Raw genomic sequence first — 22,990 nt, forward strand, 5'->3', positions numbered from 1 at the left:
TATATTTATTTAATTAAAATCAATTCTGTATTTAAGAACAAACTGCCATTTTCTATCTGAAACAAACGCATTATTCGAAGGATCATTAGCGTAGATCGGTCTGTTCTGAGCATCAAAGGTTAATCTGGAAGACATTCCATTCATTAACAATGATATTCCGGCATCATAGACAATAGCATTATCATGCAGTCCTTTTAAATCGGACAGCTGTACTCCAACAGCAGGCTGGAGCTGAAGGTTTTTCTTTTCTTTGTTTAAATAAGGAAGTGTTCCTCCTAGCTGTAAATAATAAGTATTTCCTGTTCCGATAACCGGCATGGCATTTCCGGCACCGTTTAGACTGGCTTGTGTAACATCTACAGAGGTAGCGGGATTGTTTGTCCCTACGTAACGGATGTAATTAGGACCATAGTCATTATGCATTGCCATTCCATAAGCACTTACCGAGGTTCCTTTTTCTTTATTTAAAGGGGCATCATAAAATAAATCTACTGCAAAACTTTTCATATCATCATTTACCGTATTCTTAGCAGCATCCTGGTGCCATAAAGCATTATGGATATAATCAAATCCTGCTCCCACACTCAACACATTCTTTTTCCCAACATAGGTACCTGAATTAAATGGGGTTGAAATATTCTCTTTATCCAAAAAAGCATATCTGAAATAGCCTGAGAAATCTTTCCCTGGAGAGTTTTTACTGAAAGTCGCCACATTAAATTTAGGATCTGAAGTTGCCATGGTATAAGGATCAGCAACAACCAACCGATAATCAAACTTACCAAGCTGTCCTTTAATATAAGCACTGAGTTCACGTACTGTATAGTCCGTAGCACCTGCATTAGATGTAGCATACGCCGGTAAATCGTATAGTAATGTATTCAAAGGACCTGTCGTAAATCTTGAAAGCCCTCTCCATGTAGAACGCCCCGCCCCGAAAGCTATTTTATCACTAAAAGCATATTCTGCATAAGCATCCAATAAATCAAAGTAATTACTTCCTTTTGCGTTGACATTCACATTGGTAGTTCCTCCTTGTAATACAAACATTAATTTTTCAGTAGGCTTATATGTCATCTTTACCCTAACCCTGCGAAGAGAAAGATCGGAGGCATCTGATTTTGCTTGGTTATTGATAAGACTTCCAGGATTAAGCTGGGTATATCTTGCCCATAATTCTGCATAACCACTCAGGGAAATATAACGAGAATGTTCATCATTAAAATAATGAGTCAATCCCGGATTATTAAAGTCATTTTTTTTCTGAGCTTCTAATTTTCCCGTAATTCCCAACAGGACAACTAAAGCAATTCCGGTTCTGAAAGATCTTGTCTTCATATTTTTCTGTTCTAATCTTTTTTGTTGATTTCAACGGGACAAAATTAGATAGGGAAAGCCGGGACCGTTATTAGAAATCTATTAGAAACCTTATAGAAAACTATTAAAAGAGTTAATCTGTTACCATAAAAAGAAAATAAGAAATACCTTTGCAAAGGGCTTAAGGCAATCTGAGAATCAATATTTTAAAATAAAATACTACTCTGAATATCAGCCTTCAACACCCTTAATTTTTCCTTATGAGAATTTTAATAATAGAAGATAATTCACGGGTTTCAAGTGTATTAAAGCGTGGTCTGGAAAGCCAGAACTATCAGGTATACATTTCAGAGGATGCGGAAGATGCTGTTGTTTTGCTTAATAAATTATCCTTTGATTTGGCTATTACAGATATTATGCTTCCCAAAATGAACGGAATAGATTTATGTAAATTTATTAAACAGCAATATCCTGACTTACCGGTTATCATGCTTACCGCATTGGGAACTATTGATGAGAAAGTAGAAGGATTTGATGCAGGGGCTGATGATTATATGGTAAAACCCTTTGAAATAAGAGAGCTTTTTGTCAGAATAAAGGCAATTCTCCAAAGAAGCTCAAACAAAACCAAAGAAACCTACCTCACCGATCTGGAATATCATGATCTTAAGATTAATAAAAAAATTAACCGTGTCTTTAGAAATGGCGAAGAAATAGAACTTACGCCGAAAGAATTCAAACTTCTGGTCTTTCTTGTAAGCAATGCCGAAAGAATTCTCACCCGTGAAGAAATTGCCGATAATGTATGGGGCAATCATTTTGATACAGGAACCAACTATATTGATGTGTACATTGCCTATTTACGGAAAAAAATAGATAAGAATTTTGATACTAAGCTCATTCATACCAAACCGGGTGTAGGGTTTATTTTTTCCTCACAATTATGAAAATAGCAACCAGAACAGCATTAATTTACGCCATTCTTACAGCAGGTATTCTCTTTATGTTTGCTTATGTACTGTATGTTGTTTCTGAAAAGAACAGGGAAGATGAGTTTAATGACCGGTTAGGGTATAAAGTCATCTGGCGCTCCGAATTTATTTTTGATGTAAGAATCAGTGATGAAAAGATTCGTGAACTGCACCAACGAAATCAGAAACTATTGAATGAGGCTGACATCAGTGTTTACAACAGTAAAAAAAATCTGACATTTACGGATATTCCACCGTTGAAAAGCAATGAAAAGTATCTTGATAAAATCATCAAATCCAACAAACAAAGAATATTCTGGCAACAGGGTGACCGCCAGTATATTGCCATTAAATTCAAATCAGCAGGAGAAGATTATTATATCATCGGAAGTGCTGTGGATATAACGGGAAATGCCCATATCGCAGAATTTAAGAAAGATATTATTATCATTTATATCAGTTCGGTTATTGTTATTTTCATTATCGGATTTCTTTTTTCATATTATACTTTGAAACCTTTAAAAGACATTATTCTTCAAATTCGTGATATTTCAGAACATAATCTTAACAAACGTCTTGATATTCCAAAAGCCAAAGATGAAATTTATGAACTTACAGAAACGTTCAACTCTACTTTTAACAGGCTGGAAAAGTCATTTAACAATCATAAACAATTTGTTACAACCATTTCTCATGAATTTCGGACGCCGCTTTCCATCCTTATTGCAGAACTGGAGCTTGCAAAAGAGCTGAATGTAACATTGGATGACTATAAACTTTCTATAGACAATGCTCTTCAGGATGCTAATGATGCATCAAAACTTTCATCAGAACTTTTAGATTTCGCAAGAGCCAGCTATGATGTTTCACAGATTAGTTTTACCAATATTCGGTTAGATGAAATCTTAGCGGAAGCAAAACTAGCCCTAATTAAAAAAAATATTCATTATAAAATCGGAATCAACTATATAAGTAATGACGAAGAAGAAAGTAATTACGATGGGTATGGTAACCCTTATCTGTTACAAGTTGCCTTTTCAAATCTTATGGAAAATGCCTGTAAATATTCTAAAAATAAAAGCTGCCGTGTAGAAATTGAAGCACACAGCCAATCTATAAAAATACGTTTTATAGATCATGGTATAGGAATATCAGAACAGGATCTTTCAAAAATATTTGAATTGTTTTACAGAGGATCTAATAAAAATTTTGAAAAAGGAAACGGAATCGGGCTTTCTATTGTAAAACGAATTGTAGAAATTCATGATGGAAATCTCTATGTAGATTCTAAGATTTCTGAAGGAAGTATATTTACAATAGAATTTTCATCTAAAAATAAAAAAGCAGTCTGATCAGACTGCTTTTTCTTATGCTTTTAACCATTCCGAAGAGGAAAGATAATTCTGATCAGGATAATAAATGAAAAGTAGATTTCTTCCCTTTATCGTATTGATCATTGATTGTGACAATTCTCTGGGCACCGCTGGACATCCCCAGCTTCTTCCGATTCTCTTATGTACTGCAGCAAATGCATCACTTACATAATCTGCTCCATGCATGACAATAGCTCTTCTATACGCTGCATCATTGAATCCTTTATCCATTCCCAATAATCTTAATGAATATCCGTTATCTCCCTGATAAGTTGCATCCGTGATATAAAATCCCATGCTGCTCTGCCGCGAACTTTCCGTATTAGAAAAATTCGTAGCAAATTCTTCGCCTGTATTTTTACCGTGAGCAACCAATGAGTTGAACAGTACTTTCTTGTCATTAAGATCAATTACCCAAAGTCTTTTTGTATTGGAAGACATAGAAAAATCGCAGATAGTCAATAAATGCGACTCATCGGTAAGCAACCCTGCTTTTTTAAGATTTTCAAATCCCGTTAATGCCTTAGAAAAAACTTCATAATTAAGTTCATGCTCCGGATCAAATTCAATGGATTGGTATAATGCTTCTGACGAAGATACAGCAACAGTTGTCGTATTCTTCCCAGATTTCGTTTCAGCTACTTTTTCGGTTTTTGTTGTCTTTAGATTTTCATTCTTTACCACCGTTCTTGGAGAAAGATAGAATGAAGTCGACACCATGTAAACAAGGCTTAGTACGCCGTAAAATCCTTTCATTCAATAATATATTAATTCCAAATTAGTGGGGCAAAATTATAAAAACATAGCTATCAACAAGTTATAACTCCACAAAGTTTAACTCAATTTAAGAAACTTTAACGTCTTGATTATGTGAAATAAAGCACATTATTTTTCTGAATCTCCTACAAATTCCAGACTCACAGAATTCATGCAATACCTCAGCCCTGTAGGCTTTGGACCGTCATCGAAGACATGCCCAAGATGAGAATCACATCTCTTGCAAAGCACCTCTACCCTATCCATACCGTAAGTTTGATCTCTTTTATAATAAACCCCTTCTTTATCTGCCTCAAAGAAACTTGGCCATCCACAGCTGCTTGCAAATTTTGATGTAGAACGGAAAAGATGGTTTCCACAGACCGCACAATAGTAATCTCCTGCTTCATCAAATTCATTGTATTTTCCGGTAAATGCTCTTTCTGTAGCAGCTTCTCTCGCTATTGCATAAAGATCGGGGGCTAGAACTTTTTTCCATTCATCATTAGAAATATTCAGTTTTGTAGTATCTGTTCTTGAATAGTATGGATTATTTTTTGCATCTGTATTTTCCATAGAAGTAATTTTAATAGGTTGTTGTTTCTGCGTACATCCCTGCAGAAAAATTAATATGATGATTGAAACTAAAGATTTCATCACAAATTTTAATTATTTATCTCTTAACGTCAAAAGTGACAGTTAATTTAAAAAACACTTCAGTTTAAGAAGTAACATTCTCACTTTTGTATCTTTTGTGGTTCAAATCTTGGATGATTTGATACCCAAATTTAGTAAATTTGAGATTATGAATGACGAAGCAAAAAGAAAACAGCTCAGAAAATATAAAGCATTTGCGACAGGACTTTTTGTTCTGATGGCTCTTATTTTCATTGTTACGACAATCCTCCAGAAATCTAATGATTCTCATTGGATCGGCTATGTACGCGCGTTTGCTGAAGCTGCTATGGTAGGTGCTCTGGCAGACTGGTTTGCGGTAACCGCTCTATTTCGTCATCCTCTCGGGCTTCCTATTCCTCATACCAATTTGATTGAAAGCAGCAAGCAAAGACTGGGTGATAACCTGGGAAGTTTTGTAGTAAGCAATTTTCTTTCGCCGCAAAATATCCGCCCTTATATTCAAAAGCTTAAAATCTCCAGTTTTGTTGGAGAATGGCTTGGAAAGGGCAAAAACCAGGAAATTCTGATTAAAAATATTTCAGACATCATTCTTGATATTCTCAATAAATTGGATGATTCTACCGTTAGCCAGTTCATCAGTAAAAAAGTCTCTGATATGACGGATGATATCAAGCTTAATAAAGTGGTAGGAAACGGAATCAATTATATCCTGGAAAAAAATGATCACCAAAGAATCGTTACGAACCTTTCGAAACAAATTAAGGAATATATTATCGCCAATGATGAGATGATCAAAGATCGTGTGAAGAAAGGAAGCTATTCATTCATTCCGTCCTTTGTAGATAATAAGATTGCTGATAAGATTGCCGATGGGCTGTCAGATTTTTTTAAAGAAATTGAAGAAAATCCGGATCATGCGGTAAGAACATTAATTACTCAAAAAATCCATGAATTTTCTGTTGACCTTAAAGAAGATCCGAAATGGGACGAAGAATTCAAAACTATTAAAAATGGACTTCTGAAAAATGATAAACTTGATGAATATTCCAATGATATCTGGGTTTCCATTAAAAAAACACTCATGAAAGAATTACAGGAAGATCATTCTGCTCTGAAAAATTATCTTTCTAAAAACCTGAATGAATTTTCACAAAATTTAAAAACAGATGAAAATCTTCAAAATAAAATTGATCACTGGGTTCGTGTAACAGCTTACAAATACATTCTGAAAAATACTCATCAATTCGGGAACCTCATCAGTACAACCGTAGGAAATTGGCAAGGAAAGGAACTCAGTGAAAAACTGGAACTGGAAGTAGGAAAAGATCTGCAATTCATCAGAGTAAATGGAACCCTGGTAGGTGGTTTGGTAGGATTGATAATCTATACAATTGCCCATTTTTTCATTTAAAAAATAATCCGCCGATATCTTAACCATGAAAAAAAACTTTGCCCTTCTCTTACTGTTCTTATTCTTTTTGGGGAAAAGCCAAAAAATTGAGTTAAAAGCTGTAACAGATTCTTCTCAGACTTTCAAAGGAGAGATTGCAGGCGTTCCTATAACTATTATGCTCAGTTACACAGGAATTGTAGATTGTGACCAGTATCAGCATTATGTAGACGGATGGTACTATTATGATAAGTATCAGAAGAAAATTCCATTAACCGGAATCTATGATTTTTATGGAAAGCTGTCCTTGTATAACTTTGGCAATAAGCACAAAGTAAGTTCAAAAATTCTTAAAGAACACATTACCTCCCGACAAAAAATAGAACAAACTGATAAAATAGCACAAACATTAACTCCTCAGGAATCTCTTATATTTGAACATTCTTCATCAAAGGAAAATATTATTTCCGGTCACTTTCAACTCAATAAAAAAATACACCCTGCAAAACTTTTCACCGGAAATGATATGATTTATCGTTATAATAACTATCTGATCCTACCGAATAATAAAAAGATCAATACCTATGACATAATTAATAAAGCTGGTGGTAATCAATTGATTTCTTATACATCAGGAGGCAAGGCAAACACCATTCTGCTTTATTTTGAGGAAGTTTCCAATTTTAATTTCTGTGGGATGTGCGGAGCCAGCGATGGTGAAAAAGGATATAGAGTGCTTTATTTTACGAAAGACTGGAATTATAAGAGCTACGAAGAGTTTCTAACAGAAAGCTGTCGTGAAGGGATATTTGAGACTCAAAAGATGAAAACCAAAGATCCGAATGTTCTTCAGTTTAAAGTTCCAAAATCCTATTCTTCCCCTGCATATACATTGACAGTTGACACAAAAAATTCTTCTGTTGTAAAATCAAAGTAAAGGATTACACTATATTTTTTGCCACGGATGCACGAATTTTTATTTTGTATGCTCAAAAACAATGATTGTATTTGATTACAATTTTTTTAAGTAACCTTCTTTGAAATAAAATCTCCCTGCGAATTTACAAAAACACAACAAAGAAAATTCGTGCATTAGTAGCTAAAACAAAAAGAGACCAAACGGTCTCTCAATATTATCTTGGCAATCTGCTTGCTCTTTTTAGAATCTCTTTGTTGATCTCATTGATCAGTTCCGGTCCTTCATAAATAAATCCCGTATACAACTGAACTAAGCTTGCGCCGGCATCTAATTTTTCAATCGCATCTTTCGCTGAATGAATACCCCCTACTCCAATGATCGGGAACGCTCTGTTACTTTTATCAGAAAGATACTTAATCATTTTTGTACTTCTTTCACGAATAGGCTTTCCACTTAATCCTCCGTTTCCTATCTGTGCCAAAGTTTCAGCTGAAGTTTTCAGACCTTCTCTGTTTACTGAAGTATTGGAAACAATTACTCCATCAATTTTTGTTTCTGCAATTAAGTCTACAATTTCATCCAATTGTGTATTATTAAGATCTGGTGCAATCTTCAGTAATATAGGTTTCTGTACGGTTTTTGACTGATTGATCTTTTTCACTTCCGTAATCAGCTCACGCAGATATTCTACATCTTCTAGTTTTGCATGACTTCCTACATTGGGGCAGCTTACATTCAGTACAAAATAATCTACATGCGGATGAAGACCGTCAAAACAATCCAGATAATCCTGTGTATAATTTTCAGGGGTGGTATCTGTGTTCTTTCCGATATTTCCGCCGATGATTATTTTCCCTTTATTGGATTTCAGTTTTTCAATGGCGGCTTCAAGCCCTTCATTATTGAATCCCATTCTATTAATGATTCCACCATCTTCTATTAAACGGAACAATCTCTTTTTAGGATTTCCTGCCTGAGCTCTTGGTGTTACCGTACCGATTTCTACAAATCCGAATCCTAAGTCACCTAATTCATTAAAAAGGGTAGCATTTTTATCAAAACCAGCAGCAAGTCCTACAGGATTTTTGAACTTCAATCCAAAAACTTCTCTTTCCAGACGCTTGTCTTCAATAGGTTTTGGGAAAAATAATTTAGTAAGGAATCCAAAATTCTTTAGCATCGAAAAAGTAAAGTGATGCACTTCTTCGGGATCAAATTTGAAAAGAATCGGACGAATGAGCGATTTGTACATTGAAAAAAAGTTTTACAAAATTACTCATTTTAAAATTAATGTATAATTACCCTATGTTATTTTATCGAAATATTTGATATATAGCATCTATAAGACAAAGAGATCCGCATAATCTGTAAATCAGTGAGATGATTTTTAACGTTATAATCGAGTGTAACTAAACAATACATAGGCGCTAAATGGGATGAGATCTTTTTTGAGATACTCAGAGACACCATCCTTGTCAAGGTTTAAAACCTTGACAAGGATTTTAAGGATTTACTTTCCTTTCGTTGTAAACTAAGAATACTGACTTAAATCAAAATTCAAAATATCTCCTACTTTTTTGAACTCTTCATCTACAGTAGCGTTCAGTATCATTTTTTCGTTGGTAATAGGGTGATTGAAAATTAATTGATGAGCATGAAGGGTCATTTTGTTTATGTTAAAAGTATTCAGCCACAATTTATTCTGTTTGTTGCATCCATGTTTACGACAACCTAAAATCGGATGCAGAATATGTTTAAAATGTTTCCTTAACTGATGAAATCGTCCCGTTTCAGGAACAGCTTCTACCAAACAATATCTTGAAGTCTGATGCTTTAAAAAAGGTAAATCAATTTCTGATTTTTGCAAAAGATGGTAATAAGTAACGGCATTCTGCTTGACTTCATTTTCATTAATCAAATCGTAATCGATGGTTTCTTCTTCTTTCGCCCAGCCTCTTAGAATGGCAATATACTTTTTCTCCACTTCTCTGGTGGCAAAGCGATCACTCATGATTCTAAGCGTATCTTTATCTAAAGTGAACAGCAAAACCCCGGAGGTTTTTCGGTCTAAACGATGCACAGGATAAACCTTTTGCCCAATTTGATTTCTCAATTCCTGGATGGCATAAGTATCTGCTTCTCCTACATAAAAGGATTTATGAACCAACAGCCCGCTTGGCTTATTGATGGCAATAATATGCTCGTCACGATAAAGAATTTCTAACATGTGGCAAAAGTAGAAATTTTCTAGTGATTCTTGTTTAGAGAGAAGACTTTACTGTTTAAGGGATTATATTTATTCTAAACCTAACGGGTTTAAGAAACCCGTTAGATTTGTAGAGGTGCAGAAGTCAATAGCCCTGATTGAGCGGTATGTCTGAGCTCTTTTGTGGGTTTCGGCGGCGGCTTTGCCGCCGCCGAAACCCACAAAAAGCGAGTAGCGAAAGCAGGTTCCCGGCTCCTAAAAAACGAAAATCAGACTGTTTATCGTATTATTAATAGCTTTTTTTATTGAATTTCATGATTTTGGAATCCAAATTCATATTTTTGCACATCAGACGTAAAAAAATTATGGCAAAGCAAGAAGATGTTTTCAAGAAAGTAATTTCTCACGCTAAAGAATATGGGTTTATTTTCCCTTCCAGTGAGATCTATGATGGTTTATCCGCTGTTTATGATTATGGACAGAACGGGGCTGAACTTAAAAATAATATCAAACAATACTGGTGGAAAGCTATGGTACAGCTTAACGAAAATATTGTGGGTATTGATTCGGCAATCCTTATGCACCCTACAACATGGAAGGCATCAGGACACGTAGATGCTTTCAACGATCCATTGATTGATAATAAAGATTCTAAAAAACGTTTCAGAGCAGACGTTTTGGTAGAGGATTACTGTGCTAAAATTGAAGATAAAGAGAATAAGGAAATTGAAAAAGCAGCGAAGAGATTCGGGGACGCTTTCGATAAAGATCAATTTGTAGCTACGAACCCAAAAATTCTGGAATACAGAGCGAAAAGAGAGGCTATTCTTTCAAGATTGGCAAAGTCTTTAGAAAATGAAGATCTTGCGGATGTGAAAGCTTTGATTGAAGAGCTTGAAATTGCTGATCCAGATACAGGTTCTAAAAACTGGACGGAAGTAAGACAGTTCAACCTAATGTTCGGAACTAAGCTTGGTGCTTCTGCTGACAGTGCTATGGATCTTTACCTAAGACCGGAAACGGCACAGGGTATTTTTGTGAATTACTTAAATGTTCAGAAAACTTCACGTCACAGACTTCCTTTCGGTATTGCACAGATTGGTAAGGCGTTCAGAAATGAGATTGTGGCACGACAGTTTATCTTCAGAATGCGTGAATTTGAGCAAATGGAAATGCAGTTCTTTGTAGCTCCTGGTACAGAACTTGAATTCTATGAGCAGTGGAAACAAAAGCGCCTGAACTGGCACTTAGCATTAGGGTTAGGAAATGACAATTACAGATTCCATGATCATGAGAAATTAGCTCACTATGCAAATGCTGCTGCTGATATTGAATTCAACTTCCCATTCGGATTTAAAGAACTGGAAGGAATTCACTCAAGAACTGATTTCGATTTGAAAGCTCACGAAAAGCATTCAGGAAGAAAACTTCAGTTCTTCGATCCAGAAAGAAATGAAAACTATGTACCTTATGTAGTGGAAACATCGGTAGGTTTAGACAGATTATTCCTTTCTATTTTCTCTCACTGTCTGAAGGACGAAGTATTGGAAGACGGTTCAGAAAGAACAGTTTTATCTTTACCTCCTGCTTTAGCACCTATTAAAGCCGCTATTCTTCCATTGATGAAGAAAGATGGTTTAGCGGAATATGCAGAGAATATCTTCAATGATCTGAAATATGATTTCAACTTATTCTATGAAGAGAAAGATGCCATCGGAAAACGTTACAGAAGACAGGATGCCATCGGTACCCCATACTGTATCACAGTAGATCATGATTCATTAACGGATCATACAGTAACCATCAGAGACAGAGATACGATGCAGCAGGAAAGAGTTCCTGTTTCAGAGTTGAGAAGAATCATTGATGAGAAAACCAACTTCAGAAATTTACTTTCTAAAATATAAACAAAAACGCCCTGAAATTCAGGGCGTTTTTATGTTTCTATCAACAATTTTCAGTTTTTTGAGTATCAAAATTTTTGTTACCTCACATCATCTCTAATCATCTCTTTCCATACAATTTCTCATTCACGAAATAAAAATAATTTATTTGTCGGTTCATTTTAATTTTTATAACCAAATTATTCTAAATTTGTTAGAGACCCGAATCACAACATATGAGAATACTGAAGTACATGATAGGAGGCGCTGTAGCCGGAGCAGCAGCGGCTTATTTTTTTGGATATGATTACTTATTCAGTGGCATTTCCAAAACTTACCTTAAAGGAAAATCAAGTGCTTATATTGATGACGGCGACCTTTTTCCCAGCAATCCTATTATCACTGCATCTCCAAAACTTTGGGAAGAGGATTCAGAGTATAACAAAAAAGAATTACCGAAACATTTAGTTGAAGATTTAAAACACGCCAAAACAGCAGCATTTGTTATTATTAAAAATGGTAAAATCCTTCATGAGCAATACTGGGACGGATATAATCAGCTTTCCCAGACCAATTCTTTTTCCATGGCAAAGGCGGTGACAGTAATGCTTTTGGGCAAAGCCATTGAAGAAGGAATTATTCATGGTATTGATGAAAAGCTTTCAGATTTTTATGCTGAGTTTAAAGAAAAACCATTGGGCAATGAGGTCACATTAAAAAACTTAGCCCAAATGGAAGCCGGTCTTGATTGGGATGAAAATTACAACAGTCCTTTTCTTCCCAACGCCAGAGCTTATTATGGAAAAAACCTTGTAAAAGCAGTATTTTCAAGAAAATTCAAAGAAAAACCGGGAACCCGATTCGAATATCAAAGCGGATCTACCCAGCTTCTTGGATTTGCATTGAAAAAAGCATTAAAACAATCGTTATCAGACTATTTATCCGAAAAATTCTGGATTCCCTTAGGAATGGAACAGAATGCTAAATGGAGCACTGACAATTATGGAATGGAAAAAACCTATTGCTGTATTCATTCTAATGCAAGAGATTTTGCAAAGTTGGGACAATTGTTTCTGGACAATGGAAAAGTGGGAGAAGAGCAAATTCTTAATGCTGATTTTATTGAGCAAATGCGAACTCCAACTGAGAAATCTGAAAATATTTACGGGATGGGACTTTGGATTAATCATGACAATCCCATCAAACATTATTATTTCCTTGGACTACAAGGTCAGTACATCATTATAGCTCCGGAACATGATATGGTCATTGTAAAAACCGGAAGCTATGCCAATAATCCGAAAAACGACAGAGGAAGACCGGATCAGGTAAAATTTCTTGTCAATGAAACCGTTCAATTATTCCAATAAAAAGCATGGATAAATACAGTCCCAAAATAGATACTTATATTGAAAAATCTCAGGATTTTGCAAAGCCTATTCTCTCTTATATTCGGGAGACCGTTCATGAGTTTTGTCCTGATGCAGAAGAAACAATGAAATGGAGTTTTCCACACTTTACGTATAAAGGAAAAAATCTTTGTGCTATGGCATCATTCAAACAACATTGTACCTTTGGATTCTGGCTGGAAAAAGAAATGAAAACCATGCAGGAAATAACTCAGGATATTGAAAAGAATTCTATGTTTAGTCTGGGAAAAATCACAAAAACAGAAGATCTTCCATCAAAAACTCAGCTAAAAAAAGCAATCAAAGAAGCTATGGAACTTACGGATATGGGAGTAACTATGAAAAAAGCGGCTCCCTCTAAAACAGAGGTAGAAATTCCCGGCTACTTTTTATCTGCATTAAAGACACAACCAAAAACATTGGAAGTTTTCGAAAAAGCTTCTCCATCTTTCAGAAAAGAATATATCAACTGGATAACAGAAGCAAAAACAGAAGCCACCAGAAATAAAAGAATGGACCAGGCTTTAGAATGGATTGCTGAAGGTAAAGGAAGAAACTGGAAGTATGAGAAAAAGTAAATTCTAGTTTTGAGGAGTGTATAATCAGAACATCCTTTAATGAAATCTAAAATTCGCCTCAGGTAAAGTATTATTTTTTAAGAAAGCTTCATATTCTGGTGATAGCTGAGCACGTCCGAAAGTATTCTCACCGCTCATACTTCCCAAACGGACTTTATCTTTTCCGAATTTGCGATTCATAGCATCCATTGCTTTCATCACGGGAAGGTGCTGATTTTGAATATCCTCCTCAAAAAGACTGATCTGTCTCTGATCTTCCGGAACAAAATCATTTACCATAACTCCGGCTCTTTTATAATGAAATCCGTCTTCATAAATAGCTTCAAAAAGTTCATTGACTACTCTTCCTATCAAGATTGAAGAGTTTGTAGGATTGGGCAAGATCTGAGTCTTTGCATTTCTGTATTCCGGGAGATCCTTTCTGAAGCGGTTGGTTTGTACAAATACCGTAATCATTTTACAACAGGTATTCTGTTTTCGTAATCTTTCCGAGCAATACATTCCAAAGGTTTCTACCCTTTCCCGAACGGCTTCTTTATCGGTAAGCATTTCCATAAAACTTCTGGTAACTGCAATTGATTTTTTAGGTGACGGAGCATCCAGATCCAGCTGACGAATTCCTTTTAATTCATTCAACATCCTTACTCCATGAATACCCATAATTTTTCGCACCCACATTTCCGGCTTCTGAAGAAGATCCCAGGCTTTGTATACTCCACTGTCATTCATTTTTACTGCCAGTTTTCGTCCTATTCCCCACACATCTTCTATGTTAAGCCATTTCAGTGCTTTTTCTATTTTCTCAGGAGTATCCATAATATAAACACCATTACATTGTTTCGGAAAATCCTTCACAATCCTATTGGCAACTTTACACAGCGTTTTACTGGGAGCGATTCCTATACTTACAGGGATATTTTCTTTTTCTAAAATCTCATCTTTAATTTTAAGACAATACTCGTGAATGTCTATATATTTAAAACCGGTAAGATCGAGAAATAGCTCGTCTATACTATAAACTTCATAATCTAGCACATAAGATCTGGCAATATCAATGACTCTCTGACTTTTGTAATTATAAAGTTCAAATTTTGCAGAAAAGCTCTTCACATCATACTGTTTAAAAAGCTCTTTATATTTGAAAGCAGGTGCTGCCATCGGAATTCCTAAATCTTTCGCTTCTTTACTTCTGGACACGACGCATCCATCGTTGTTCGAAAGAACCACAACAGGTTTGCCTTCAAGCTCAGGATACAAAGTCCTTTCACAGGAAACAAAAAAGTTATTGCAATCTACCAGCGCATACATGATAATCGTATTAGAAATATTTGTACAAAATTATTGCTTTTAAAGAATAAAATCTTCTTTTGCTTAATTTTTAACATTAGATTTAACAATCTGAAAAACAAATAAATAATATTTTAAAATACGACACCTTTTGTCGCATTAGCCATATAGCTTTGTTTTCAAAAACATTTCCTTAAAAATTATTTTTTTCTCAATCATTTTTTTTAAAACACGACAATTTTTGACGCTTTCCGCTCCTACTTTTGTTTTAAAGTAAAAAATATGGACAAAGTAACACTCGAAAGAATTCAGAAACTACATCCGTTTGTAAGGGACGAAATGAAGCAAATTATTAAGGAATGTGACGAAGCACTTACAGGAAGAGCAAAGATCAGAATTACCCAAGGATTAAGATCTTTTGAGGAGCAGGAAAAACTGTATGCCATCGGAAGAATTACTTCAGGAAAAAAGGTAACAAATGCAAAAGCCGGGCAAGGCATTCATAATTATGGGCTTGCCGTGGATATCTGCTTAATGATTGACGGAAAAACAGCAAGCTGGGACACTGTAAAAGACTGGGATAATGATAAAGTTGCCGATTGGTATGAATGTGTAAAAATCTTCGCAAAACACGGCTGGGACTGGGGTGGAAACTGGAAGACCTTCAAAGACTTACCTCATTTTGAAAAAAAACATATTCCATCCAAAAAAGGAGTGGTAAAAACCAATTGGAGAACACTTATCAAGATGACCAGAGATCAATCCGGATATGTTATCTTATGATAAAACCAAACCGGCAGCAGTCTCTATTCGCAGCTTAATTTTATCCGAAAAAAACACATTAAGAATTCCTAAACTTAATATGTAAACTATTCATTTTCAAGGCTCTTTTTTTAAAAAATTTTAATTGAATTTATATAATACGTCAAGTTCTGTCGCTTCTCCGTCCTATCTTTGATTTATAAGAAAACAACCAAAAGACAATGAAAATCAACTGTTTAAAATAAAATATTTTTTGATAAACAACAGATCCATTGCTCACATATTACATGTATTCTTAAAAAACAATTTAAAAATATCACATGAAAAAGACAACCATTCTTTCTTTGGACGGAGGCGGAATAAGAGGAATCATTACCTGTATTATTCTACGCTACATAGAGGAACAGCTCCAGTATTATGATAAACCGAGCGCCAAGCTTGGGGATTATTTTGATTTGGTAGCAGGGAGCAGCACAGGAGGTCTGATCGCATCTATCATTCTGTGCCCTGACGAAGTGCGTAAAGCAAAATATTCTATTCAAAAGGGGTTAGAACTATACGCTGAAAAAGGCGGTGATATCTTCCAGGTTTCTTTTTGGGAAAAACTGGTAAATCCATTCGGATTGTTGAATGAAAAGATTTCTCAGGAAGCGCTTAAAAAGAATCTGAATGACTTTTTTGGAAATCTGGAACTAAAAGAATTAATAAAACCATGTTTAATAACAAGTTATGATATAGAAAACAGAAGAGCAAAGCTTTTCAACTCTTGGGAAGCTCATCTCAGCACTGATAATTTTTATGTAAAGGATATTTGCAGAGCTACTTCAGCAGCACCAACTTATTTTAGCCCGGTACAGATCAAATCAATGTACGGACAGATTTTCAGCCTGATTGATGGCGGTATGTTTGCGAATAATCCGGCACTTTGCGCTTATGCCGAGGCAAGAAAAATACCTTTTGCAGAAGTTTTAAAGAACCATCAGAAAACGAATCATCCCAGCGTTAATGACATGATTATCATTTCAATAGGAACAGGAATTGAAGCAAGACCTTATTCTTTTAAAAAACTGGAAAAAGCAGGAAAAATAGGCTGGGTAAATCCAATTATTGATATCCTGATGTCTGCCAATGCGGAAACAGTGGATTATCAACTGGCTCAAATGTTCCAGACGTTAGGTTTGAGAAATCAGAAAAATTATTATCGCCTGAATCCTTCTTTGAAAAATGCTTCCCCCGCAATGGATAATGTGAGACGATCTAATATTGAAAACCTTATACAAGCCGGATTAAGCTATATTGATGATAACAGGGAAATACTGAACCAAATTGTTCAGAAACTCATCAGAAATAAAATATAAGTTTTTCAGCTTATAAACACACAATATAAGCTTTAAAGATTATAATAAAAAAAATAAAATCTTTTTTTAACACGTCAAGTTTTGACGCTTCACACCCCTACTTTTGGAGTATAAATAAGTCACAAAATAGTAATCATAAAAAACTCAACAAACATTTGAATACACCATTCATTAATGCAGAACAGCCAAAAGCACGTTCACAATATAACCAACATTCTATCACAACACAAAACATGAAAACACCAGATCACAATCCCGACACAGTCTTCAATGAAGACCTTTACACCATCGAGTGGAGCGATATCGAAAATGCTGAGATGGATTATGACAACTATCTCAATGACATTGAAAATTTCTTCAGAAAAGACTTTGAAAATGATGTAATTGAAGAAGAAACATTCTAATATATTTTTCTAAATATGACAAGTTCTGCGCTGTCCGCTAATACCTTGAAAGCTCAATAATCCGCGCAAGCAATCTCATTAAACATTCTCAATTTCCTTTGAATTCACCATTCACAAAATGCTGGACAGCCAGAACAATGTCTAAAAAATAACAATTCTCTTCTTTCCTTATATTGGATAGAGTAATACCTTGACTAATAACCGATAAGCCACAGATTTACTGTGGCTTATTATTTTTACTAAATGCATTGTAAAAATTATACTCGGAATAAGATTTTATACCATAACTTTCACGATATAAAAACTACCTTTAATCATTCTGGTAATATGAAATATTTTGGATTTATAAAAGAACATGATGATTTCCCTATATCAGAAAGTATTCCTGATCTTATTTCAGGCTATACTCAGATAGATGGTAATAAGGATAAAGTACTTGAGTATTTACAAAAGGGAATTATGGTGATTCCTTTAATGGGATGTGTTGAAAATACAAAAGATCCCTTATTCGGAACTGATAATTATAATAATGAAAGCTTTATAGCATATGATAATCGAAAAGAACTTCTTTCAGGAGTTTTGGGAATAACTCCAATTCATACAATTTATGATAACAAAAGAACAAGCATTAGAAATCGTCAAACAATACTTACAAGATCGCAAGAGAGAATATATTTCTATTGATGAGAAAGATGAGATTTATTATGAAGAACAAAAAATGATTAATTATGGAAAGTATGAAGATATGATAAGGAATATTTTTGTAGTAACTTACTATCTTGAAGGTTATCAAGAACCTATCCCTCAATTTGTTATTGTAGATGTAGAAACAGGTGAAGTACATTGTACCTATACCAAGCATGGCTATGCTGAAGAATGGGAAGATGATGATGAACTATAAAATCGAGAAATAATGATAACAGATGAAGATTTAGAAATTTTATTTTATACTACTCCTGAAAAATACAGATTAACGGCACTTGATCAGCAAGTATATGACCCTAATACGCTGGAGAACTATAAAAAAGAAGAACAGCTGGAAAATTTATTATTAAAAGCTTCTTTACCGGATTTAATTACAACCATTATCAAAGTTTTCAAAAACAAATATGCTAATCCATTGCCTCTATGGACAGGAATTGTAGATTATGAAATGAAAACAAAAAAAGAATCTTCTAAAAGAAAAGATATTAAAAAAATTCAGTTTGACTTTAAATATGGTGTAGAAACAGTCTTTGGCGCCAATACTGAATATCTGGATAATTTATTCATAGAATTTTCAGAACCGTTACAAACATTCAAAAGTATAATAAAGACTGGTTTGCAAGGAAAATCATTTACTGAAGAAACCTTACATGATAAAACAATTCTCACTATTGCCAACAGCCCTATCACAAAAATAGAACTTACACCAGCTACCTTCCGTTTATTTATAGATAAGAATTCTTTTATTGATTATGGACAATAAGTAAATAACAACAATTTTTAGATCACTGGACTAAATCATTAAAAATAAAATGAATTATACTAAAGAAAAAATATTATTAAAAGCAAAAAAGGTTTTAAAAGATTTAAACCCTGCTTATTTTAATGAAGGAAATATCAGCAATGTGGCATACAACGAAAAAGATGAATTAGCCAAACCCGCTGGAGAAATTATCAATACCTGGGTAGTTATTATAAACGAACCTGTTTTTGATTCACTTGATTTTTTGGTATTTTCAGATATTACCGGGGAACCATTGTATATACAGTCCAAACACTCAATTCATGAAATAAAAAAAGACAATAATGGAAATTATTATTAAAAAGATGGACTATATTATTTAAGATATATTTTCCTACAAAAAATAAAACACGACACGTTTTGTCGCATTAACCGCATATATTTGTCTTATAAAACCTTACCATGAAACGCAGTTCTGCTGCAACATAAAAATAGAAAAATGAAGAAAGATTTTTATCTGACAAGATATGCCTTAATTATTAAAAGATTAGAAAGTTCTCCTGCTACTTATTCGCAGATGGAGGAATATCTTTTAAATTCTTTTGAATTCCAGGATGCGGATATCAAGAGCTACTCTATCCGTACCTTGCAAAGAGACATCCGTGAGATCTCCGATCTTTTCAATCTTTCTATCCACAACAAGAAAAAAGGTGATAACCGGTATTATATTGAAAGCCGCCCGATCATGGAAGTGGATGAATACAATCAAAAACTGCTTGAATCTTTCCAGGTAAGCAATGCATTGAATCTTCATCCGGATTTTTCAGACTTTATTTTCTTTGAAAGCCGTAAACCTACGGGTATAGAGCATTTTTATGATCTGTTCTTTTCCATTCGTAATAAAAGAGTGGTCACCTTTGAGCATTACAATTATAAAAACAAATTGATGACCTCCAGAAAGGTTCATCCTCTTGCCTTAAAGGAATCCAAAGACAGATGGTACCTCATCGCCATTGATACTAAGGATAAAATTTTAAAATCATTCGGATTAGACAGAATCAATTATCTGGATGTGGCGAAAAATCAGTTCAGAGAAAAGTATAAGTATAATTTCAGAGAACATTTCAAAAATGCTTTTGGAGTGATGAATCTTGCTGAACAGAAACCACAGAATATTGTTCTAAAATGCAGCCGTCATCAAGGTGAATATATAAGAAGCTTTCCTCTTCACCAGTCGCAAAAAGAAACTAAAGAAACCCCGGAAGAGATCTATTTCGAATTTTTCCTGCATCCTACTTATGACTTTATGCAGGAGATCCTTTCTTATGGAAAAGAAGTAACTGTTCTGGAGCCTAAAACTTTAGTTGACGATATCCGAAACCATCTTCAGGAATCCCTAAACCGTTATCTGGAAAGCTAATATATCTCAAATATTTCTCACATTTTTTAAGTATATTTACATAAATATACCTTTATTGAGAACTTTATTCATTTGTATTTGCTGTATTATTTCTTCGTTTTGCTTATCGCAGCAGAAAGAAGAGTTCCGGGTTGTAAAAAATTATTACAACCAGCATAGAAACATGCTGAATAAAGAGTTCAAGAAAAAATTTGATGCAGAAAACAATGTATTCAAAAAGGAGGCAATTAAAGGTGACTTTGCTTTTTTTATGAAAAAGATGGATAGCATTGAAAACACAGCTTTAATTGGAGCTTTATTAAGGGTTCGAAATATCGAAGATCTTGAAATCCTGAAAACGATAAAAACGCCTCAAAACCTTACAGATAAACCGGATGATGTAGAAAAAATTGCCGATTATCCTGGCGGAATGAATACCTTGAGACAGGAAGTTGCAGATCTGCTTTATGTAGAGGGAGTAAATTCAGATTTAAAAACGGTGAAAACAGATGTTGTTTTCGTTGTAGAAAAAGATGGAAGCGTGAGCAATGTTCATGCACAGGGAGATAATTTCACCTTCAACAGACAGGCAGAGATTGCCCTCTACTCTATTACTGAGAAATTTTCTCCAGCTTTGGTAAAAGGAGATCCGGCTAGATTCCGTTTCAGAATTCCTTTGACTTTAACGATGGTTGATTGATTTGATTATGTTTACTGACGAATATTATATGAAAATGGCACTGCAGGAAGCAGAAGCCGCCTTGGAACAGGATGAGGTTCCCATTGGATGTGTAGTGGTTTCCAATAACCGTATTATTGCCAGAGCTCACAACCTTACTGAAACATTAAATGATGTTACGGCACATGCAGAAATGCAGGCTATAACCTCTGCCGCCAACTTTTTAGGGGGAAAGTATTTAAAAGGCTGTACTTTGTATGTGACTATGGAGCCATGTGTCATGTGTTCCGGCGCTCTTTCATGGTCACAAATTTCAAAGGTCGTTATTGGTGCCAGAGATGAGCAGAGAGGCTTCATAAACAAACATCTTTCCTTACATCCAAAAACAGAAATAATCACGGGCGTTATGGAAAATGAATGCTCTGCTATTGTTAAGAATTTTTTCAAAAGCAAAAGATAAATCTTTTTTCATCACCACATATTGAATAAATAAGATACAAGTAATCAAATAATTAATTACATTTGATATACATTCAAATTAAAACAATATGAGAAAGTTATCAAGAAAAGAAACAGCTAAAATCAATGGTGGTATCGCACCTGGACAATGTTTTTACACAGATCCTGAAACAGGTAAGAGAAAACTTGGATGCCAATTGGAACCTATTCCAGACTGTTGTGGCGGATGGATCTATCCAAATCCTGAATATGCATGCCAGCCATGTACAGGAGGTCTTTAGAGATAAAGAAGCTAATTCCATTTAAACAACAATGAAAAAGTTGCAAGAATGCCAGCCATGCAGATAAAAAAAACAGCCTTTTTAGGCTGTTTTTCATTTTTTATAAAGTCTTATATAAATTAATCTTTAAAGATCGAATACATGACGAGATCAAAATACTCATCATCTTTCTTTACGTGCTCTTTTAAAAGCGCTTCCTTTTCCATTCCTATCTTATCCATAATTTTACCGGAAGCAGGATTATGAGGGAAATGAGTCGCAAAAATTTTATTAAGTCGTAATTCTTTAAAACCAAACTCTACAATCGCTCTGGCAGCTTCAGTAACGTATCCTTTATTCCAGTAAGGAATTCCCATCCAGTAGCCTAATTCTGCTTTATCATCTTCTCTGTCATGAAGTCCGATGGCACCAATAAGCTGTTCTTCTTTGTTTCGGATTCCAAAAGTATAGCCGCTTTTTTCATCAAAGGCTTCATCCGCCATTTTCAGCCAAAATTTTGCATCATCCTCAGTATAAGGATAAGGAATATTGGAGGTAAGATCTGAAAAAATTCTATGTTGTAAAAGCTCAACGATGAAAGGAATATCTTTTTCTTCCAATTGAGAGAGAACAAGTCTTTCAGTTTCTATTTTTGGAAATTCGGTTAATTCTTGCATGATATTCATGTTAATATTAATGAAGATGCTTATAAATCCTTTCCAAGGAAATAAAGTCCTTTCAGAGTGTGGAGTCTATCCATCACATGAATTTTATCCGTCAATGGTTTATAAACATGTGAAACTCCTCCTGTCGCTACAACGAAGCAGTCTTCATTCACCTCATCGTTAATACGATCAATAAATCCTTCTACCATTCCCAGGAAACCATACACCATTCCGCTTTGCATGCAGGTAACGGTATCTAATCCTAAAACTGTTTTTGGTTTTTTAAGCTCTATTTCCGGAAGTTGTGCCGTTTGGCTGATGAGAGAGTTTAAAGAAGTTACAATTCCGGGAGCGATGATCACCCCTAATGTTTCTCCTGTTTCAGCAACACAGCTTGCAGTAAGAGCGGTACCGAAATCAATAACGATTTTCTTTTTATTAGGATACAGATTATGAGCGGCTACAAGATTGGCATAGATATCTGTTCCCATCTGCTTTGATTTTGCCACCACAGCTGACGGAGTAGTTCTGTCAACAATAACCGGAGTAATACCGTGAATCTTCTTAATTCCTGAGCTCATTACTTTGGTAAGCTGAGGTACCACAGATCCGATAATTACTTTATCAATTTCTTTAGGCTCTATCTTATAGGTCTGATAAAGCATCAGCATCTGTACATACAGTTCATCAGCCGTTCTGTAAGGCTTCGTGTTGATTACCCAGGAAATATCACAATTATCGCCATTAAAAAGACCAAATCTGATATTACTGTTTCCTACGTTTATTACAATTGAATTCATTTATATTTTAGCAGGCTATGATTTGAAAA

26 protein-coding genes are annotated in these 22,990 nt (G+C 34.7%); 18 read left to right on the forward strand and 8 right to left on the reverse strand.

The genetic code is table 11. The annotated features are described in order from the left end of the window. Window positions 1–9: 9 nt before the first annotated feature. On the reverse strand, window positions 10–1,338 hold the full coding sequence (locus tag AC5YGG_RS01470) for a hypothetical protein (protein WP_496142644.1): 1,329 nt from the start codon (window positions 1,336–1,338) through the stop codon (window positions 10–12). A gap of 239 nt (window positions 1,339–1,577) precedes the next feature. Here AC5YGG_RS01470 and AC5YGG_RS01475 point away from each other — a divergent pair, with 239 nt between their 5' ends. Together AC5YGG_RS01475 and AC5YGG_RS01480 are read left to right on the forward strand one after the other, a co-directional pair. After that, a complete protein-coding gene (locus AC5YGG_RS01475; RefSeq protein ID WP_496142645.1) occupies window positions 1,578–2,264 on the forward strand; it encodes a response regulator transcription factor in 687 nt (228 codons plus the stop codon). Continuing rightward, window positions 2,261–3,640 carry a sensor histidine kinase gene (locus AC5YGG_RS01480; RefSeq protein WP_496142646.1) on the forward strand — a complete coding sequence of 460 codons (1,380 nt, stop codon included), beginning with the start codon at window positions 2,261–2,263 and terminating at the stop codon, window positions 3,638–3,640. The genes AC5YGG_RS01475 and AC5YGG_RS01480 overlap by 4 nt, the downstream gene beginning before the upstream one ends. Before the next feature lie 15 nt (window positions 3,641–3,655). Here the strand turns inward: AC5YGG_RS01480 and AC5YGG_RS01485 are convergent, their stop codons facing one another. Next, window positions 3,656–4,417 carry a murein L,D-transpeptidase catalytic domain family protein gene (locus AC5YGG_RS01485; protein WP_496142647.1) on the reverse strand — a complete coding sequence of 254 codons (762 nt, stop codon included), beginning with the start codon at window positions 4,415–4,417 and terminating at the stop codon, window positions 3,656–3,658. Window positions 4,418–4,546: 129 nt separating this feature from the next. After that, window positions 4,547–5,074 (reverse strand): peptide-methionine (R)-S-oxide reductase MsrB, encoded by a 528-nt coding sequence (msrB, locus tag AC5YGG_RS01490; RefSeq protein WP_496142648.1) that lies wholly within the window; start codon window positions 5,072–5,074, stop codon window positions 4,547–4,549. Between the two features lie 148 nt (window positions 5,075–5,222). On the opposite strand from msrB, the gene AC5YGG_RS01495 reads away from it, so the two are divergent. Both AC5YGG_RS01495 and AC5YGG_RS01500 read left to right on the forward strand, forming a co-directional pair. After that, window positions 5,223–6,467, forward strand: a complete 1,245-nt coding sequence (locus tag AC5YGG_RS01495; protein ID WP_496142649.1) for a DUF445 domain-containing protein — start codon at window positions 5,223–5,225, stop codon at window positions 6,465–6,467. Window positions 6,468–6,492: 25 nt separating this feature from the next. After that, complete coding sequence (locus tag AC5YGG_RS01500) at window positions 6,493–7,383, forward strand: hypothetical protein (RefSeq protein WP_496142650.1); 891 nt, start codon at window positions 6,493–6,495, stop codon at window positions 7,381–7,383. A 196-nt stretch (window positions 7,384–7,579) separates the two neighbouring features. Here the strand turns inward: AC5YGG_RS01500 and AC5YGG_RS01505 are convergent, their stop codons facing one another. After that, entirely contained in the window at window positions 7,580–8,617 is a 1,038-nt protein-coding gene (locus AC5YGG_RS01505; protein ID WP_496142651.1) for a quinone-dependent dihydroorotate dehydrogenase, read from the reverse strand. A 279-nt stretch (window positions 8,618–8,896) separates the two neighbouring features. Continuing rightward, on the reverse strand, window positions 8,897–9,592 hold the full coding sequence (locus tag AC5YGG_RS01510; protein ID WP_496142652.1) for a pseudouridine synthase: 696 nt from the start codon (window positions 9,590–9,592) through the stop codon (window positions 8,897–8,899). A gap of 344 nt (window positions 9,593–9,936) precedes the next feature. Here AC5YGG_RS01510 and AC5YGG_RS01515 point away from each other — a divergent pair, with 344 nt between their 5' ends. From AC5YGG_RS01515 to AC5YGG_RS01525, 3 genes are all read left to right on the forward strand, one after another. Then, window positions 9,937–11,478: a glycine--tRNA ligase gene (locus AC5YGG_RS01515; RefSeq protein ID WP_496142653.1), complete on the forward strand. Its 1,542-nt coding sequence runs from the start codon at window positions 9,937–9,939 to the stop codon at window positions 11,476–11,478. A gap of 212 nt (window positions 11,479–11,690) precedes the next feature. After that, window positions 11,691–12,824 carry a serine hydrolase domain-containing protein gene (locus AC5YGG_RS01520; RefSeq protein ID WP_496142654.1) on the forward strand — a complete coding sequence of 378 codons (1,134 nt, stop codon included), beginning with the start codon at window positions 11,691–11,693 and terminating at the stop codon, window positions 12,822–12,824. Between the two features lie 5 nt (window positions 12,825–12,829). After that, window positions 12,830–13,441 (forward strand): YdeI/OmpD-associated family protein, encoded by a 612-nt coding sequence (locus AC5YGG_RS01525; RefSeq protein WP_496142655.1) that lies wholly within the window; start codon window positions 12,830–12,832, stop codon window positions 13,439–13,441. A gap of 36 nt (window positions 13,442–13,477) precedes the next feature. On the opposite strand, the gene AC5YGG_RS01530 is transcribed toward AC5YGG_RS01525, so the two are convergent. Beyond that, the gene (locus tag AC5YGG_RS01530; protein ID WP_496142656.1) at window positions 13,478–14,749 is read right to left on the reverse strand and encodes a Y-family DNA polymerase; all 1,272 of its coding nucleotides are present in this window, start codon (window positions 14,747–14,749) and stop codon (window positions 13,478–13,480) included. Between the two features lie 261 nt (window positions 14,750–15,010). On the opposite strand from AC5YGG_RS01530, the gene AC5YGG_RS01535 reads away from it, so the two are divergent. The 11 genes from AC5YGG_RS01535 (at window position 15,011) to AC5YGG_RS01585 (ending at window position 21,517) form a co-directional block, all read left to right on the forward strand. Then, window positions 15,011–15,511 (forward strand): M15 family metallopeptidase, encoded by a 501-nt coding sequence (locus AC5YGG_RS01535; protein ID WP_496142657.1) that lies wholly within the window; start codon window positions 15,011–15,013, stop codon window positions 15,509–15,511. 299 nt (window positions 15,512–15,810) lie between these two features. Next, window positions 15,811–16,848 (forward strand): patatin-like phospholipase family protein, encoded by a 1,038-nt coding sequence (locus AC5YGG_RS01540; RefSeq protein WP_496142658.1) that lies wholly within the window; start codon window positions 15,811–15,813, stop codon window positions 16,846–16,848. A gap of 155 nt (window positions 16,849–17,003) precedes the next feature. Further along, window positions 17,004–17,252, forward strand: a complete 249-nt coding sequence (locus AC5YGG_RS01545) for a hypothetical protein (RefSeq protein WP_496142659.1) — start codon at window positions 17,004–17,006, stop codon at window positions 17,250–17,252. 327 nt (window positions 17,253–17,579) lie between these two features. After that, a complete protein-coding gene (locus AC5YGG_RS01550; protein WP_496142660.1) occupies window positions 17,580–17,936 on the forward strand; it encodes a hypothetical protein in 357 nt (118 codons plus the stop codon). A 34-nt stretch (window positions 17,937–17,970) separates the two neighbouring features. Further along, window positions 17,971–18,153 carry a hypothetical protein gene (locus AC5YGG_RS01555; RefSeq protein ID WP_496142661.1) on the forward strand — a complete coding sequence of 61 codons (183 nt, stop codon included), beginning with the start codon at window positions 17,971–17,973 and terminating at the stop codon, window positions 18,151–18,153. Between the two features lie 12 nt (window positions 18,154–18,165). Then, window positions 18,166–18,720 (forward strand): hypothetical protein, encoded by a 555-nt coding sequence (locus AC5YGG_RS01560; protein ID WP_496142662.1) that lies wholly within the window; start codon window positions 18,166–18,168, stop codon window positions 18,718–18,720. A 49-nt stretch (window positions 18,721–18,769) separates the two neighbouring features. Beyond that, entirely contained in the window at window positions 18,770–19,060 is a 291-nt protein-coding gene (locus tag AC5YGG_RS01565; protein WP_496142663.1) for a hypothetical protein, read from the forward strand. 138 nt (window positions 19,061–19,198) lie between these two features. After that, complete coding sequence (locus AC5YGG_RS01570; protein ID WP_496142664.1) at window positions 19,199–20,119, forward strand: helix-turn-helix transcriptional regulator; 921 nt, start codon at window positions 19,199–19,201, stop codon at window positions 20,117–20,119. 163 nt (window positions 20,120–20,282) lie between these two features. Then, entirely contained in the window at window positions 20,283–20,798 is a 516-nt protein-coding gene (locus AC5YGG_RS01575) for a hypothetical protein (protein WP_496142665.1), read from the forward strand. A gap of 7 nt (window positions 20,799–20,805) precedes the next feature. After that, window positions 20,806–21,237: a nucleoside deaminase gene (locus tag AC5YGG_RS01580; protein ID WP_496142666.1), complete on the forward strand. Its 432-nt coding sequence runs from the start codon at window positions 20,806–20,808 to the stop codon at window positions 21,235–21,237. 88 nt (window positions 21,238–21,325) lie between these two features. Continuing rightward, window positions 21,326–21,517 (forward strand): hypothetical protein, encoded by a 192-nt coding sequence (locus tag AC5YGG_RS01585; protein ID WP_496142667.1) that lies wholly within the window; start codon window positions 21,326–21,328, stop codon window positions 21,515–21,517. Between the two features lie 119 nt (window positions 21,518–21,636). On the opposite strand, the gene AC5YGG_RS01590 is transcribed toward AC5YGG_RS01585, so the two are convergent. Together AC5YGG_RS01590 and AC5YGG_RS01595 are read right to left on the reverse strand one after the other, a co-directional pair. Continuing rightward, window positions 21,637–22,173, reverse strand: a complete 537-nt coding sequence (locus AC5YGG_RS01590; RefSeq protein WP_496142668.1) for a GNAT family N-acetyltransferase — start codon at window positions 22,171–22,173, stop codon at window positions 21,637–21,639. Window positions 22,174–22,202: 29 nt separating this feature from the next. Beyond that, the gene (locus AC5YGG_RS01595; protein ID WP_496142669.1) at window positions 22,203–22,961 is read right to left on the reverse strand and encodes a type III pantothenate kinase; all 759 of its coding nucleotides are present in this window, start codon (window positions 22,959–22,961) and stop codon (window positions 22,203–22,205) included. Between the last annotated feature and the right edge of the window lie 29 nt (window positions 22,962–22,990).

Source organism: Chryseobacterium sp. CS2K3 (assembly GCF_059515185.1).